Annotated in this window: 13 protein-coding genes; 5 read left to right on the forward strand and 8 right to left on the reverse strand. The window is 60.7% G+C overall.

The window, feature by feature from the left end:
- Positions 1-32: 32 nt before the first annotated feature.
- The 3 genes from hrpA to KI610_RS03375 are packed head-to-tail and all read left to right on the forward strand — an operon-like array spanning position 33 to position 5,490.
- Positions 33-3,989 (forward strand): ATP-dependent RNA helicase HrpA, encoded by a 3,957-nt coding sequence (gene hrpA / locus KI610_RS03365; protein ID WP_226497281.1) that lies wholly within the window; start codon positions 33-35, stop codon positions 3,987-3,989.
- 5 nt (positions 3,990-3,994) lie between these two features.
- Positions 3,995-4,729, forward strand: a complete 735-nt coding sequence (locus KI610_RS03370) for an EI24 domain-containing protein (protein ID WP_226497282.1) — start codon at positions 3,995-3,997, stop codon at positions 4,727-4,729.
- Complete coding sequence (locus KI610_RS03375; protein WP_226497283.1) at positions 4,726-5,490, forward strand: competence/damage-inducible protein A; 765 nt, start codon at positions 4,726-4,728, stop codon at positions 5,488-5,490. Before KI610_RS03370 ends, KI610_RS03375 begins: the two co-directional genes overlap by 4 nt.
- A 121-nt stretch (positions 5,491-5,611) precedes the next feature.
- Here the strand turns inward: KI610_RS03375 and KI610_RS03380 are convergent, their stop codons facing one another.
- The 6 genes from KI610_RS03380 to KI610_RS03405 form a co-directional block, all read right to left on the reverse strand.
- Positions 5,612-6,178, reverse strand: coding sequence for a phasin family protein (locus tag KI610_RS03380; protein ID WP_226497284.1), 567 nt, complete (start codon positions 6,176-6,178; stop codon positions 5,612-5,614).
- Between the two features lie 71 nt (positions 6,179-6,249).
- Positions 6,250-6,810 (reverse strand): phasin family protein, encoded by a 561-nt coding sequence (locus KI610_RS03385; protein ID WP_226497285.1) that lies wholly within the window; start codon positions 6,808-6,810, stop codon positions 6,250-6,252.
- Positions 6,811-7,048: 238 nt separating this feature from the next.
- Positions 7,049-7,648 carry a lipopolysaccharide transport periplasmic protein LptA gene (gene lptA / locus KI610_RS03390; protein ID WP_226497286.1) on the reverse strand — a complete coding sequence of 200 codons (600 nt, stop codon included), beginning with the start codon at positions 7,646-7,648 and terminating at the stop codon, positions 7,049-7,051.
- Complete coding sequence (gene lptC / locus KI610_RS03395; RefSeq protein WP_226497287.1) at positions 7,645-8,226, reverse strand: LPS export ABC transporter periplasmic protein LptC; 582 nt, start codon at positions 8,224-8,226, stop codon at positions 7,645-7,647. Before lptC ends, lptA begins: the two co-directional genes overlap by 4 nt.
- On the reverse strand, positions 8,223-8,750 hold the full coding sequence (locus tag KI610_RS03400) for a KdsC family phosphatase (RefSeq protein WP_226497288.1): 528 nt from the start codon (positions 8,748-8,750) through the stop codon (positions 8,223-8,225). The genes lptC and KI610_RS03400 overlap by 4 nt, the downstream gene beginning before the upstream one ends.
- Entirely contained in the window at positions 8,750-9,748 is a 999-nt protein-coding gene (locus tag KI610_RS03405) for a KpsF/GutQ family sugar-phosphate isomerase (RefSeq protein WP_226497289.1), read from the reverse strand. The genes KI610_RS03400 and KI610_RS03405 overlap by 1 nt, the downstream gene beginning before the upstream one ends.
- 52 nt (positions 9,749-9,800) lie before the next feature.
- Here KI610_RS03405 and KI610_RS03410 point away from each other — a divergent pair, with 52 nt between their 5' ends.
- Positions 9,801-11,759, forward strand: a complete 1,959-nt coding sequence (locus tag KI610_RS03410) for a monovalent cation:proton antiporter family protein (RefSeq protein ID WP_226497290.1) — start codon at positions 9,801-9,803, stop codon at positions 11,757-11,759.
- Positions 11,760-11,802: 43 nt separating this feature from the next.
- Here KI610_RS03410 and KI610_RS03415 read toward each other — a convergent pair whose 3' ends face one another.
- On the reverse strand, positions 11,803-12,498 hold the full coding sequence (locus tag KI610_RS03415; RefSeq protein ID WP_226497291.1) for a prepilin-type N-terminal cleavage/methylation domain-containing protein: 696 nt from the start codon (positions 12,496-12,498) through the stop codon (positions 11,803-11,805).
- 127 nt (positions 12,499-12,625) lie between these two features.
- Between KI610_RS03415 and KI610_RS03420 the strand changes: the two genes are divergently transcribed.
- Positions 12,626-14,308, forward strand: a complete 1,683-nt coding sequence (locus KI610_RS03420; protein ID WP_226497292.1) for an ATP-binding protein — start codon at positions 12,626-12,628, stop codon at positions 14,306-14,308.
- Here KI610_RS03420 and KI610_RS03425 read toward each other — a convergent pair.
- Positions 14,286-15,578, reverse strand: a complete 1,293-nt coding sequence (locus tag KI610_RS03425) for an adenylate/guanylate cyclase domain-containing protein (RefSeq protein WP_226497293.1) — start codon at positions 15,576-15,578, stop codon at positions 14,286-14,288. The genes KI610_RS03420 and KI610_RS03425 overlap by 23 nt on opposite strands.
- Between the last annotated feature and the right edge of the window lie 39 nt (positions 15,579-15,617).

Here is a 15,617-nt window from a genome sequence, read left to right on the forward strand (position 1 = left end):
AAAATCAGTGCCCCGCTTTGCTGTTCCGATGAATGAAACAAGAGAAACCCGCCCGCGCTGCCGAACTCGCCGAAAACCTTTGTCTGAGCAGCGATCTGAAGCGCCTGCGCGGCATGCAGCGCGAATTGCTACGGTCAACCGGAAATAAACGCGAAAAACTGCAAGCCGATCTGGCAGCCTTGCTTGAACGTTCGCGCGCGGCCGTGGCTGAACGCCGGGCCCGGCTACCGAAGCCGGAGTTCCAGAGCGACCTGCCGGTCAATGAACGGCGGGCCGACATTGCCGACTTGATTGTTAAAAATCAGGTCGTCATCGTCTGCGGCGAAACGGGCTCGGGCAAGACGACGCAGTTGCCGAAAATCTGTCTCGATCTCGGCCTTGGCGCCCGCGGCCTGATCGGCCACACGCAGCCGCGCCGGCTGGCGGCACGTTCGGTGGCGACGCGGTTGGCGCAGGAGTTGAAGACGCAGGTTGGCGCCGGTGTCGGTGTCAAAATCCGCTTCCAGGATCGGTCGTCCCCGGAGAGTTGGGTCAAGCTCATGACCGATGGCATCCTGCTCGCCGAGTCGCAGTCCGATCCCTACCTGAACGCCTACGAGGCGATCATCATCGATGAGGCCCACGAGCGCAGCCTCAATATCGATTTCCTGCTCGGCTATCTCAAGCAGTTGCTGGCCAAGCGGCCGGATCTCAAGGTCATCATCACCTCGGCGACCATCGATGCCGACCGTTTTTCGACGCATTTCACGGTCAACGGGAAAAAAGCGCCCATTATCGAAGTCTCCGGCCGGCTCTACCCGGTCGAAGTGCGTTACCGCCCGGTCGAAGATCTCGAAACGAAAGACGACGAGCGCGATCTCTACGACGCCATCGTCGATGCCGCCGACGAAGTGGCGCGGCTGGGTAGCGGCGACATCCTCGTCTTCCTGCCCGGCGAACGGGAAATCCGCGAGGCGGCGGAGGCATTGAGAAAACATGCGCTGGCTCGCCCCGGTTTGTCGAGCGCCCACGCCCCGGAAATCCTGCCGCTTTTCTCGCGCCTGTCGGCAGGTGATCAGGACCGTATCTTCAAGCCTTCCGGCGGCCAGCGGCGCATCGTGCTGGCCACCAATGTGGCCGAAACCTCGCTGACCGTCCCGGGCATCCGCTACGTCATCGACACCGGGCTGGCGCGGGTCAAGCGTTACTCCTACCGCAACAAGGTCGAGCAGTTGCAGATCGAAAAGGTCTCGCAGGCCGCGGCGCGCCAGCGGGCCGGGCGTTGCGGCCGGGTGGCGGCGGGTGTCTGCATCCGTTTGTACGACGAGCCGGATTTCAATGCCCGGCCACCCTTCACCGATCCGGAAATCCTCCGTTCCAGCCTGGCCGGCGTCATCCTGCGCATGAAGTCGCTGCGCCTGACCGATGTCGAGAGCTTCCCGTTCATCGAGCCGCCGCCGGCCAAGGCCATCGCCGACGGCTACGCGCTGCTGCAGGAACTCGGTGCGCTCGATGACGACAATGTGCTGACGCCAATCGGCGCGTCGCTGGCCAAGCTGCCGCTCGACCCGCGCATCGGCCGCATGCTCGTCGCGGCGCGCGATCTCGGCTGCCTCAAGGAAGTCATGGTCATCGCCGCCGGCCTGTCGGCGCAAGACCCGCGCGAACGGCCGCAGGATAGACAGCAGGCGGCGGACGAAAAGCACAAGTTGTTTGCCGACGAAAAGTCGGAATTCATGGGCTGGTGGAAACTGTGGAACTGGTTCCAGAACGCCGTCGAACACAAGAAATCAAACAAGCAGTTGATCGATACCTGCCACGCCCATTTCCTTTCTTATTTGCGCCTGCGCGAGTGGCGCGAGGTGCACGGCCAGTTGCATGCGATGGTGACGGAACTGGGCTGGAAGGAAAGCGAACTGCCCGGCACCTACGATGCCATCCATCAGGCGCTGCTGGCCGGCCTGTTGGGGAATCTCGGCTGCAAGGCCGACGAGTCCGGTTTCTACCTCGGCGCGCGTGGCATCCGCTACCTGATTCACCCCTCGTCGCCACTGCAAAAGAAGGCAGGCAAGTGGATCATGGCTGCCGAGATCACCGAGACGACGCGGCTGTTCGGCCGCTGCGTCGCCCGCATCGAACCGGACTGGCTGGAGAAAGTGGGCGCTCACCTAATCAAGCGCCAGTACTTCGACGCCCACTGGGAAAAGAAGTCGATGCAGGTGTCGGGCTGGGAGCGCACGACGCTTTACGGCGTGGTCATCAACCCGAAACGGCGCATCCATTACGGCCCGATGGCGCCGGCCGAGTCCCGTGAAATCTTCATCCGCCAGGGGCTGGTCAGCGAGGAGATCGACGAGGCGTTCGCCAAACGCTGGCCCTTCTTCCAGCACAACCAGAAGCTGATCCGCGAGATCGAGCACCTCGAACACAAGCAGCGCCGGCAGGACGTGCTGGTCGATGACGAACTGATTTTTGCGTTTTACGACTCGATCATCCCCGAAGGCATCCACAACGGCGCCACCTTCGACCACTGGCGTAAGGAAGCCGAACGCGAGACGCCGAAGCTGCTTTACCTGTCGAAAGACGACCTCATGCGCCACTCGGCGGCCGGCGTGACGACCGAGGCTTTCCCGCATCACCTCAAAGTCGGTGGCGTCGATTACACGCTGACTTACCACTTCGAGCCGGGTTCGCCGCGCGATGGCGTGACGCTGACCTTGCCGCTGGCGCAACTCAACCAGATTCCCGTGCTCCGCATGGAGTGGCTGGTGCCCGGGCTGCTCAAGGAAAAGCTGGTGCAGCTGATCAAGACCTTGCCGCAGAAAATCCGGGCGAAAGTGGTGCCGGTGCCGGAATTCGTTGAAGAATTCATGGCTACCGTAGCCGGCAACGAAAAGAAGATGAATCAGGGCCTGATCACGCCGCTGATCGACCACATCCTCGAAGCGCGCGGCCTAAATGCCCGCGGCTGGGCCGTGACACCCGACTCCTTCCGGCCCGACGCGTTGCCCGCCCACTTCTCGATGAACTACAAACTCATCGACGAACACGGCCGCCAACTCGATATGAACCGCAGCCTCGTTGCCTTGCGCGCCGAGTGGGGCAAGCAGGCCAAGGACGAGTTCGCCGAGTTGCACGAAACGCCGTCCGAATTCACCAACCTGACCGACTGGACTTTCGGCGAGTTGCCGGAGCTTATGGAAGTCCCGGTCGCCGGCCAGACTGTGCTCGGCTACCCGGGCCTGACCGACGATGGCGAGAGCGTCAGCCTCAAGGTTTTCGACTCCGCCGAGGAAGCTGCCGCCGCCCATCGCGCCGGCCTGCTCCGCCTGTTCATGCTGCAGTTCCGCGATCAGGTGAAGTATTTCGACAAGAACATCCCCGGCCTGAGCCAGATGGCCATGCAATACATGGCGCTGGGCAGCGCCGACGACCTCAAGAACCAGATCGTCGCCCTGACTTTCGAGCGCGCCTGCCTGACCGAGCCGCTGCCGACGACGCCGAATGCCTTCAAGAGCCGTTGCGGCGACAGCAAGGCGCGGCTCGGGCTGATCATGCAGGAGGTCTGCCGGCTGGTCGGCACCGTGCTGACCGAATGGCAGGCCGTCATCAAGAAGCTGCCGGCCTTCAAGGCGCAAGCTGCAGCGGTCGCCGACATCGAGGCGCAACTGAAGCGGCTGATGGGCAAGAATTTTCTGGTCGACACGCCCTTCGATCGCCTGCAGCACTATCCGCGCTACTTCAAGGCCATCGTGGTGCGTCTCGACAAGCTCAAGGCCAACCCGGGGCGCGATGCGCAACTGATGGTCGAATACACGCCGCTATGGACCAACTACGAACGCCGCGCCATCCAACTCGCCAAGCTCGGCACGCTCGATCCGCAGGTCGAACAGTTCCGCTGGTTGCTCGAGGAATTACGCGTCGGCCTCTACGCGCAGGAGTTGCGGACGCCGGTGCCGGTTTCCTCCAAGCGCCTGCAAAAACAATGGGAAGGAATCAAGAATGGGTGACGAGAATGAATGAAGTCATGCTGGCCTTGGCACGAACCTTCGCCAACCTCAAAAACGGCAAGGTCTGGCTCTATGTCCTGACCCCGGCGCTGTTCTCGCTGTTGCTGACCATTGCCCTCGCCGTCTGGGGGCTGGGATGGATGGTGCAGCAGATGATGGACTACCCGCCGATGACCCTGCTCGTCGGCTGGGGCCTGGTCTGGGTGGCGCATATCCTGGCTTACCTCGGCGGCTGGATGGCGATCTTCGCCGTCGCCTACCTGACGGCCTCGCTGCTGGCGGCCATCGTCATCATGCCGCTGATGCTTAAGCACCTTTCCGAGACAGAATACCGCGATGTCGCGGCGATGGGTAAGGACAGTTTTGTCGCAGCAGCGGTCAACAGCGTGCTGGCTTCGGTCATCTTCATCGCCGCCTGGCTGATTACCATTCCGCTCTGGCTGATTCCCGGCTTCTCTCTGCTCATTCCGCTGCTGCTCATGGGCTGGCTGAATCGCCGGACGTTTGCCTATGATGCGCTGTCGATGCACGCCACGACAAGTGAGTGGCAGGCAGTCCGCAGCGGCCAGAAAACGCCGCTCTTCATGCTCGGCCTGACCATGGCGCTGCTTGCCCACATTCCGCTCGTCGGCCTGCTGGTGCCGGCGCTGGCCGCGCTGTCATTTGTTCATTACGGGCTGGAAGCCCTGCGCCGCTCGCGCGGCGGGGCGATTGTCACCATCGAAGGAGAACGTGTATGAACCGCACCTTTGGCGCCGTCATCATTGGCGACGAAATCCTGTCGGGAAAACGGCAGGACAAGCATTTCGCCAAAATCGCCGAACTGCTCGGTGCGCGCGGCTTGCGCCTGAGCTGGGTCGAATACCTCGGTGACGACTGGGAACGTCTCGCCGCCACCTTCAAGCGCACGATGGCTGCCGGCGACGTGGTTTTTTCCTGCGGCGGCATCGGCAATACGCCCGACGACCACACGCGGCAAGCGGTAGCGGCGGCGCTCGGCGTCGGGCTGGAACTGCATCCCGAGGGCTTCGAGGAGTTGAAAGTCCGTTTCGCCGGCGAAGAAATCACCGACCAGCGCAAGCAACTGGTCACCTTCCCGGCCGGCGTCCAGATCATTCCCAACCCCTTCAACCGCATTCCCGGCTTCATGGCCAACGACCACTATTTCGTGCCCGGCTTCCCGCAGATGGCGCATCCGATGATCGAATGGGCGCTCGATACTTTCCATCGGGATCAGTTCAAGGCCATCGACGGCACGATCGAAAAGGCCTTCCTGCTGACCGGCCCAACGGCTTACGAAAGCGCCCTGCTCGACCTCATGGAGCGCATCGTCAAGGATTACCCGATGCTGCGCCTGTTCTCGCTGCCTTCACTGGTTGGCAAGGAGCGCAAGCATCTGGAACTCGGCGTCGAAGGCGAACCCGAACTGGTCGACAAGGCGATGGAAGAAATCCGCGTCGAAGTCGAAAGCCGCGGAATTACGTGGGTTTGGCGACCCTGATCGGTTTTTCCGGTTGCCACGGTCAACTGGAAAAAACGGCCAAAATTGAAATCTCAAAACTGACAGACGTAAAAAAGCCCGCGAAATTCGCGGGCTTTTTCGTCAGCGCTGGGCGCTGGAATTACTTGGCAGCGGACTTGCGAGCAGCAGCAGTGGCGCTGGTCTTGGCCGGTGCGGCAGCCTTGCCGGCGGCAGCCATGTTGGCTTCGGCGATGTCGGACAGTTGCTTGGCCATACCGGTCATATTGTCGAAAGCCTTGGTCGAGGCATTCAGCATCGACTGCATGGTGGCGGCGAACACGTCACCACCGACCGGTGCGGAGGTCTTGGCCTTTTCGACGGCGCTGTTGATGTTCTTGGTGAAGCTGCCGTACTGGGATTCCATGACCGAAGTGACTTCCTTCTGCATTTCGGCGACCAGTTCGTAGACGCTACGCGAGTAGTCCATCCACTTGGCGGCGTTCGGCTGGGCCAGTTCGGTGTTCAGCTTGGCGACAGCGTTGGCATCCTTGGCGCTCAGCAGCTGCTGGGTACCGGCCATGGTGTTGTTGAAGAACTCGCGGGAAGCGGCCATGTTCAGGGCGGTCAGACGCTCGACACCGTCAAAGGCGGTGCGCAGCAGGGTCGTCATGACTTCGGCGTTGGCTTTTTGGGCGGCGGTCAGTTGTTCGAAATTCGGGTTGCTCATTGTCATCTCCAGTTTGGTTGTGTGCTGCGGACGAAACGAAAACCCCCGCCGAAGCAGGGGTGACAGGCAGATTACTTCTTGGTCTTGGAAGAGGCAGCGCCGACAGCCTTGACAGTGGCGTTGGTGGCGGCAGCGACGTTGGCTTCGGTGATCTCGGCAACCTGCTTGGCAGCCTTGTTCATGTTGTCGAAAGCGGAGGTAGCGGCAGCGATGGCCGACTTGACGGCAGCAACGGCAACGTCAGAACCAGCCGGGGCCGACTTGGCAGCCTTGTCGAGCAGGCCGGCAACGGTCTTCTGGAAGTCGCCGAACTGGCCTTCGACCATCTTGGAAAGTTCTTCCTGGGTCTGGGCCGAGATTTCATACACGGAACGCGAGTAGGCAACAGCCTTCTCGACATTCGGCTGGGCCAGCGAAGCCTGGATCGACAGGGCTTCCTGGACGTCCTTGGCACCCATCAGGGCCTTGGCGCCGGAAACGGAATCTTCAACCAACGAACGGGCGGTGTTCAGGTTCAGGGCAGCGATGCGCTCGGCAGAGGCCAGAGCGGTGTTGGCCAGCGACAGCAGCGAATCAACGGTTGCCTTGTTGGCGGAAGCAAATTGCTCAGGGGTGGTGAAGTTGAAAGCCATGGGTTATCTCCAGAATTAAAAGGTTATGCAGAACAGTCCTAAACCGTAGCAGCGCTACCCCATGAAACGATGTTGCACTGCACCATGACCTTTATTATAGGGATCATTGTCGTATTGTCAATACTATTTTTGTGCACTGCACAAAAATAAATAAGCCCATGAAAATCATGGGCTTGGCGTCCGTTGTCGGGGCGGTAAGCAGCGGCGTTTGCAGTGGGTTGAACGCCGCGGCGCACTGCTAATGTGCGTTTTGCGACCCCAGATTGCCGGAACCCTTGAGCTCCAGTCGTTCACCGCGGCCAGCCGGCTTCGTTTCGCTGCTGTCCTTGCCCTTGGGCTGGATGACGACGCGAACGCGACCCGGCGGCGCCTTCGGATCGCGGGTTTCGCCGGCCGTGACCAGATATTTTTCGCTGACTGCGTCGTACCAGATGTAGTCGCCGCGAACCTGATCCTCGCCGCTCTTGACCCAGGCGCGGTGGAACAGTTCGACGACTTCGCTGTTGGTGTTGTACTCGATGCGCTCGCCCTCGCCATCAACGTATTCCTCCTTGCCGTCGCGCTTCTGGCGGAAACGGGCAAGCCCGTTTTTGCCGCCGAAGGCCGTTCCCTTCTGGAAGCCGTACTGGTCTTCCTTGATCACCACGCGGTCGGCTTTCAGGGTCATCGTGCCCTTGGTGATCAGGACATCGCCTTCGAGGATCTGGATTTTCTTGGCGTCGTCGATCGAGACGCGGTTGGCCTCGAGCAGCATCGGCTTGTCACGGTCAGCCCGCTCGGCGAAGGCCGGCAGGTTGATCAGCAGGCAGAGGGTGAGCGTGGCGAGTCGAATGGTCATGGCGCGGCCCTGGGTCGAATGAGCTGTCCCCGGACCTGCGATTGCAGGACGAGGGTCGAATTGTTGTTGTCGATATGAATGCCGGTACCCTTGACCCAGGATTGCCCCTGGGTGATTTCCACCGGACTGCCGGTGAAGGCGATCCCGGCGTCGGGCTGGGCGGTCAGGTCGGGCATGCGGGCAACCATTTCCTGGCGGTCCGGCGTGGCTGCCCGGACCACGCTGACATTGTCCCAGAGAAAGATGGTTTCGCCCTTGGCTGTGACTTTGGCGTGATCGCCGGTGACGGTGACAGTGGCACCTTCCGGGCGATAGCTGATCAGCGTCGGCGACTTCAGTTCGGATGTGTCGTCGTCGGGGTAGTGCACAAGATACGGCGCGGTGAGGCGATATTTTATCTGGCCATCCTGGCCGAAACGACGCACGGTGAAGTTCTCGGCCGTCGCATCCGGATCGTGCCGGAATTTGCCGTCGTTATGCGTTTCGCCACGGTCAACGGTACTTTGCAGCCAAAAACTGAGCCCGGCCAGGACCAGCAGAACGACGACCGGAAAGAGTTGGCTGGGCCAGTGTTTCATTTCGTGCCGAGGTAGGGCGCGAAGGCCGCATCGAGCTTGCCCTGGGCGGCGAGAATGAATTCAATGGCTTCGCGCACGGCACCCTTGCCGCCGCTCGCGCCGGTCACCATGTGGGCGCGCTCCTTGACGACGGGGCGGGCGTTGGCCGGCGCGATGGCCAGCCCGCAGCGGGTCATGGCTGGCAGGTCGATCAGGTCGTCACCCATGAAGGCGAGTTCTGACCATTGCAGCCCCAGTTGTTCGAGTAGCTGGCCGGAAACGGCACCCTTGTCGCCCACCCCGTGGAATACGTGTTCGACGCCAAGATCCTTGGCGCGGCAATTGACGACGTTCGAAGTGCGCCCCGTGATGATGGCCACCTTGATGCCGGCGCGGCGCAGCAGTACAACGCCGAGGCCGTCCTGGACGTTGAAGGTCTTCAGCTCGTGACCATCGTCGGTGTAATGCAGGCCGCCATCGGTCATCACGCCGTCGATGTCGAAGGCGACGAGCTTGATGTTGGCGGCGCGGGCGTTGGTGTCCATCAGATGACCTTGGCGGTGAAGAGATCGTGCATGTTCAATGCACCGATCAGGTGATTGTCGGCATCGACGACGAGCAGCGCATTGATGCGCAGGCGCTCCATCATTTCGACGGCCTCGACGGCGAGGCGGTCGGGGCCGATGGTGCGCGGCGCGGCGTACATGACCGAGGCGATGTCGCCTTGCTGCAGGTCGATGCGTTTTTCGAAGGCGCGGCGCAGGTCGCCGTCGGTGAAGATGCCGAGCACGACGTTGGCGGGATCAGTAATCGCCACCAGCCCCAGGCCGCCACGCGACATGGCGATGATGGCGTCGGTGATCGGGGTGTTGGGCGCCACGGCCGGTACCCGGTCATCGGCCCGCATGACGTCGCGAACGTGGGTGAGCAGACGGCGTCCGAGCGAACCGCCGGGATGCGAGCGGGCGAAGTCGTCCGGCCCGAAGCCGCGGGCGTCGAGCAGCGCAACGGCCAGTGCATCGCCGAGGGCCAGGGCCGCCGTCGTGCTGGCGGTTGGCGCGAGATTGTGCGGGCAGGCTTCCTGAGCAACGCCGGCATCGAGGTGGATGTCGGCCTCGCGGGCCAGCGTTGACGTCGGCACGCCGGTCATCGAAATGATCTTGGCGCCCTGCCGCTTGAGGGCCGGCAGGATGCTGAGCAGTTCGCCCGACTCGCCGGAGTTGGAGAGGGCAAGCAGGACATCGTCGCGGGTGATCATGCCGAGATCGCCGTGGCTGGCCTCGGCCGGATGGACAAAATAGGCCGGGGTGCCGGTGCTGGCCATGGTGGCGGCGATCTTGCGGGCGATGTGGCCGGATTTGCCCATGCCGCTGACGATCAGGCGGCCGTGGCTGTTCAGGATCAATTCAACGGCTCGGGCAAAGTCGCCGTTTATTCGGCTTTTTAGAGCGTCGACCGCCGCAGCCTCGATGCTCAGGGTCTGGCGACCCAGTTCCAGAGCGCGTTCCGGCGAGAAGCGGGCGGTAGATTGGCTTGGGTTCATGGGCTTGCTGAGGTTATGATGGCCGAAGTATACCCGACTTCACGCAACGACCTTGAGCGCACTCTCCCTCGTCCTTCTTCTGCTCGGCGCCTCGGTTCTGGCCGTGGTCATCTTTCGGCGGTTCAATCTGCCGCCGGTCCTCGGCTACCTGTTCGTCGGCAGCGTCATTGGTCCGCATGCCCTGAACCTGATGAACGACGTTTATCGGGCCGAGCACCTCGCCGAATTCGGCGTCGTTTTCCTGATGTTCTCGATAGGCCTCGAATTCTCGTTGCCCAAACTGTATGCGATGAAACGCATCGTATTTGGTCTGGGTATGCTGCAGGTTCTCCTGAGCATGACCCTGGTTGCCGGGCTGATCATGCTTTTCGGCGTCAGTTGGCAGCTGGGCATCGCCCTCGGCGGTGTTTTCGCCATGTCGTCGACGGCTGTCCTGACCAAACTGTTGGTCGAGCGCCAGCAACTCGATTCGGCGCACGGGCGGGAAATCATGGGTGTCCTGCTCTTCCAGGATCTGGCCGTGGTCCCTCTGCTGGTCATCATTCCGTCGCTGACCCAGCCGCCGGAAAAACTGGCGATGTTGCTCGGCATCGCGCTGCTCAAGGCCGTCGTCGTGCTTGCCGTTATCCTTGTTTTCGGGCAGAAACTGATGCGCAAATGGTTCCATTTCGTCGCGCGCGCCAAGTCTTCCGAAGTGTTTGTCCTCAACGTGCTGCTGATCACGCTGAGCCTGGCCACCCTGACCGAGCTGGCCGGGCTGTCGCTGGCGCTCGGTGCATTTGTCGCCGGCATGCTGATTTCGGAAACCGAATACAAAATGCAGGTGGAAGAAGACATCAAACCCTTCCGCGATGTACTGATGGGGCTGTTCTTCGTGACCATCGGCGTCAAGCTCGATTTGCATATCCTGGTTGGCTTGTGGTGGCAGGTCTTGCTGGCGTTGCTCGCCTTGCTGCTGGTCAAGTCGCTGGTCGTCGGTCTGCTTTCGTGGCGCCTGGGCTCGTCGCCGGGCAATGCCATCCGTTCCGGCTTGTGGCTGTGCGCCGGTGGCGAATTCGGCTTCGTGCTGCTCGGCGAAATCATCAACATGCCCAGGGAGATCCAGCAGGTGGCGTTGACCGTGCTCGTACTGTCGATGCTCATTGCGCCATTCATCGTCCAGTACAGCGAGCGGATTGTGGTGCGCTTCGTCGCCAGCGAATGGATGGTGCGTTCGATGCAATTGACCAAGATCGCCGCTCAGTCGATGGGCGCCGAAAAACACGTGATTCTCTGCGGTTTCGGTCGGAGCGGGCAGTACCTTGCCCGCTTTTTGAGTCAGGAAAACATCACCTATGTCGCCCTAGACCTTGATCCGGACCGCGTCCGGGAAGCCGCCGCAGGTGGCGAAAACGTTGTTTATGGCGATGTCGGTAGAAAAGAAGCCTTGCTGGCTGCCGGCCTGATGCGGGCCAGCGTGGTGATCGTCACTGTCAGTGACACCCCGTTGGCCGAGAAAGTCCTGCATCACGTACAGGAGTCGCGTCCTGACTTGCCGGTGGTTGTCCGTACCTTCGATGAGCGCGATATGGATCGCCTGACCAAGGCCGGCGCCGCCGAAGTCGTTCCGGAGGCACTGGAAGCCAGCCTGATGCTTGCCTCGCACGCCCTGGTGCTGGTCGGCGTGCCGATCAATCGCGTGCTCAAGCGCATTCGTCAGACACGCTCCCGGCGTTACAGCCTGTTGCGCGGCTTTTATCGCGGCATATCAGACCGCGATTACGATGATGATGATGAACATCACCCGCAACTCCATTCCGTGCTGCTGGTTTCCGGTGCAGCTGGCATTGGGCAGACCTTGGACAATCTCAATCTTGACGATCTGGGTTGCGAAGTCAGCGCTGTCCGCCGGCGCGGCATCCGGGCCATGGAGCCAGCCCCGGAAACGCGGCTGGAAGAGGGCGATGTTGTCGTCGTCCTCGGTCTGCCGGAGGCGGTGACTGCCGCAGAGGAACGCCTGCTGCAGAAATGAAAAAGCCCGCCGGGGCGGGCTTGATTCTGAACGGAGCAGATTTTTACAGGCTGGCGCAGACGGTGTATTGCTGGCCCTCGACAATGTCCGCCGTCAATGTTGCTGCCGTGCCGCGCGCGGAACCCATTGGAACCGCCTGAACTGACCCTCCTGCCGTATTGCCGTCATCCATCGTCGTGTCGATTTGCCGGACATACCGGCCAAGAATGCCATCTGAACAGACAAAAACAGCACCGCGCATACCGGCGATGAAGGGGGCTGCTACGCCGGCGCCGCTGATGCCGCTTTCAATGCCAATAAAGCCGCCATCAGCGTTGCGAGGGCGGTAGTTTTGGTCGCCGGTGTTGATGGCTCCTGTCGCCAGATTGGCCAGGCGGACATGCTGCCAGAAGACAAAAGTCTCGTCGGTGACGGCGCCGGCGTTCCAGTTGCCGTCGATGCGGCCATTATTGCTGACACACTGGCCTGCAGTATTGGCCGGGGCGCATGCCGTTGCATTAGCTGCAGCACCAAAGGCATCGGTCAGTTGCAACTGGGTCTGGTCTCCAGGAAAGCTCTTGAAGCGATCCTGGTAGCCGTAAACCAGGGCAGAAGTGGTTCTGAAATCATTCACCATGTTTTTGACTTTGGCGCTGTTGATCAGCTCCTGCCCCTTCAGAACGCCCCCCAGCAATAGGCCGATAATGACCAGGACAATGGCGATTTCGACAAGGGTGAAGCCCTTTTGATGGTGTTTCATGGCATGCTCCGGTTGAGTTTTGAGTATTCCTCCGCAAATTCCGTGCCTATGCATTTAGGCGTAGATTTGGCAATAGTTGGCGAAGAGTGAGTGGTAAGTGTCGAAATATGGACAGGTTGTCTGAAATATGAACACCGCAATAGTTGGCAAAATTGCCAGCCGGCTGGCTGGCTGGCCGCATTTTCTGTTGGCTTCCCATTTGTTGATGCTGCACACGCTGGCATTTGGTGGCTGGAAAATTCCTGCCGTTCGCCTGCTATGGGTGGTTGCGCTCGGGCTTTTCCTGATCTGGCAACCCTTTGTCGCAGGCGAGCGCCGGATCGAGTTGCGGCAAGGGGGGGTGTTGCTCGGCGCGGTTCTGGTGTCGACGCTACTGCTTGGGCCATGGCTGCTATTGATCTGGTGCGGGGCGCTGGCCGCGGCTATCGGCGGGCGGGTGCTGGGGACCGAAAGGCATAGCGAGCGTTCGGGTTATCTCCTGGCTTTTGGCTATCTGGTGGGCATTACCGTTCTGGGCGTGGTTCCGGAAATCTCTCCGGCTGTCGCCATCGACCCGCTGTTGCGCGGGCTGCTTGCCCGCTTCATGCCGCTGGTTCTGCCATTTCTGCTGTTTTTTCCGGCGCGGGCGCCTGAGCGAAAGTCCGGTGAAGCCTTCGACCTGTTCTATGGGGTCATGGTTTTCCTCGTCCTTGCTGTTTTCGTGCTCGGTACACTGGCCTACATGCTGGTCGGTGGAGGTGGCTATGTCGAGGCCTTGTTCAAGACCTCGCTGGCGGTTGCTGGCGCCTTGCTCGTGGTGGCCTGGGCGTGGAATCCGCGCGGCGGATTTTCCGGCATCGGCTCGGCGATTTCACGTTATATGTTGTCGCTGGGCATGCCTCTCGAGCAGTGGCTGATGCAGCTTTCGGAGGAGAGCGAGCGGCACGCCGATCCGGCACTGTTTCTCGATGCGGTCATGCAGCGTTTGCGTGGCATTCCCTGGGTTGTCGGCGTCTCGTGGCGTATGGGAGAGCGAGCGGGGCAATCCGGTGAACAGACCATCTACGCACATACTTACCAGGTGAACGAACTTGCGCTGTCTGTCCATTTTCATCATTCACCTTCGCCGGCCATGCGCTGGCATGTCGAGTGGCTGCTGCGACTGGCTGTCGAGTTTTACCTGGTCAAACTCCAGACTCACCAGCTGCAGCGTATGGGCTATGTTCAGGCCATTTACGAAACCGGGGCGCGGGTAACGCACGATGTCAAGAATCTGCTCCAGTCCTTGCAAACGCTCTGCTATGCCGCGAATCAGCCGGGTGATCCAGCCGAGGTGGCAGCCTTGCTGGGCCGGCAGTTGCCGCAAATCGCCGACCGCCTGAAAGTGACGCTGGACAAACTGCAATCGCCCCAAATTGAAAGTCTGGAACATGTAGAGGCCGGCGTCTGGTGGCGCCAGTTCAAGGAGCGCAATGCCCACGTGCAGGTCGATTGGCTGGGCGAAGCCAGCGCCGGCCATTTCTTGCCTGGGCCCTTGTTCGATAGCGTGGCCGAGAACCTGTTACAGAATGCGCTGGCCAAACGCTTGCGCCAACCGGGCCTGGGTATCGGCGTACTTTTTGCCGATGGCAGCCTGACAGTCTCTGATGATGGTCAGGCCATCAGCCTCACGCTGGCCGGCGCCTTGCTCAAGGAGCCGGTCAACTCCGAAGATGGTCTCGGAATCGGTTTGTATCACGCTGCACGGCAGGCTGACGGGGTCGGTTATTCGCTGGTTCTGGCTGAAAATCGGCCGGGACGTGTCGCGTTTACGCTGTCGGTTCGCCGGTAGCCTGCGTTTCCCGCAAGTCATTCAATCGATAAACGAGCGTATTGCCTTTGCCTTTGAGGTGTAGCGTCTGTGGTTCATCGAATGAAAAGTGCTGTGCCAGCCGCAGGTGGGTGGTCGCATCGACTTGGATCATGCCGGGGGTGCCTTCACTGGTGATCCGGCTGGCGAGATTGACGGTGTCGCCCCACAAGTCATAAATGAATTTCTTTTTGCCAACAACGCCGGCAACGACGGGGCCGGTGCCAATGCCGATGCGAACGTCGAGGTGCATGTCGTTGACCGTAAAGTCGCGATGCAGCAGGTCGCGCATGGCGATGGCCAGTTCGGCGATCGACCGCGTGTAGTTGGTCTGCTCGTTGTTCAGTCCGCCGGCGACCATGTAGGCGTCGCCAATGGTCTTGATTTTCTCCATCCCATATTGCTCGGCCAATTCGTCGAAAGACGAAAATATCCGGTTGAGCATGGAAAAGACCTGCTGTGGCGTCAGCCCTTCGGCAATCCGCGTGAAATTGACGATATCGACGAACATGATCGTAACGTCGGCAAAGCCATCGGCGATGGCCTGGCTGTCGTGCTTCAGACGTTCGGCAATCGGGCCGGGCAGGATGTTGAGCAGCAGGCGCTCGGAACGCTCCTGTTCGTCCTGTAACAGGCGGTGGGTTTCTTCCAGGCTGGCTTGCGTCTTGGCTTTTTCCTGAACCGCGTAGCGTAGCAACAGGTAGACGATGCTCGAAATGGCAGCGAAATTGAGCGCGAAGAAAAAGACGCTGGTCCGGATCGAGATTTTCGGGGCGCTACTGGCCAGACTATCGGCCAGGAAATAGTCGAAAAATCCGGAAAGCGCAGTCAGGAAAATGTAGGCAATGAACCACGCCAGCGATTCGCGAACCCCAAAGAACAGAACTGCGCCGATGGGGGCGAGCAATCCCCACAGGCTGGTGCCGCTGGCTGTGATGAAGTTGCCGATGCTCCACTGCACGGCAAACGGCGCGAACAGGAAGAGGGCCAGTTGCGAATAGCGGAATAGATCGAAATTGCCACTGCGAAAGTAGTAAAGCAGGTTACCAACCAGCAACAACTGGAAAACGAAGGGCGCATTGGCCGAAAACTGCGGCCCCATCTGGCCATACAGGAAGAGCCAGAGCATTGAGCCGGTGCAAACCAGGCCCGTGGCGAACACCAGCAGTGATTTCTTCAGACGTGTCTCGGCATCGTCTTCAGGAAGAACGCCACCGGTACGCAGGGCAACAAGAAATGGTTGGCGGTTCACGGGATGCTTTGCTGGAGGCAGAATGTCCAAGTCATTCAG

Origin of the sequence: Ferribacterium limneticum (assembly GCF_020510565.1) — a bacterium.
In the GTDB taxonomy this organism is placed as follows: Bacteria; Pseudomonadota; Gammaproteobacteria; order Burkholderiales; family Rhodocyclaceae; genus Azonexus; species Azonexus limneticus_B.

Excerpts from the sequence above, each read along its gene's own strand:
- KI610_RS03375 (WP_226497283.1), top strand. The coding sequence starts at position 4,726 with ATGAACCGCACCTTTGGCGCCGTCATCATTGGCGACGAAATCCTGTCG.
- lptA (WP_226497286.1), bottom strand. The coding sequence starts at position 7,648 with ATGACCATTCGACTCGCCACGCTCACCCTCTGCCTGCTGATCAACCTG.
- KI610_RS03380 (WP_226497284.1), bottom strand. The coding sequence starts at position 6,178 with ATGAGCAACCCGAATTTCGAACAACTGACCGCCGCCCAAAAAGCCAAC.
- KI610_RS03420 (WP_226497292.1), top strand. The coding sequence starts at position 12,626 with ATGAACACCGCAATAGTTGGCAAAATTGCCAGCCGGCTGGCTGGCTGG.
- lptC (WP_226497287.1), bottom strand. The coding sequence starts at position 8,226 with ATGAAACACTGGCCCAGCCAACTCTTTCCGGTCGTCGTTCTGCTGGTC.
- KI610_RS03415 (WP_226497291.1), bottom strand. The coding sequence starts at position 12,498 with ATGAAACACCATCAAAAGGGCTTCACCCTTGTCGAAATCGCCATTGTC.
- KI610_RS03385 (WP_226497285.1), bottom strand. The coding sequence starts at position 6,810 with ATGGCTTTCAACTTCACCACCCCTGAGCAATTTGCTTCCGCCAACAAG.
- hrpA (WP_226497281.1), top strand. The coding sequence starts at position 33 with ATGAAACAAGAGAAACCCGCCCGCGCTGCCGAACTCGCCGAAAACCTT.
- KI610_RS03405 (WP_226497289.1), bottom strand. The coding sequence starts at position 9,748 with ATGAACCCAAGCCAATCTACCGCCCGCTTCTCGCCGGAACGCGCTCTG.
- KI610_RS03370 (WP_226497282.1), top strand. The coding sequence starts at position 3,995 with ATGAATGAAGTCATGCTGGCCTTGGCACGAACCTTCGCCAACCTCAAA.
- KI610_RS03400 (WP_226497288.1), bottom strand. The coding sequence starts at position 8,750 with ATGGACACCAACGCCCGCGCCGCCAACATCAAGCTCGTCGCCTTCGAC.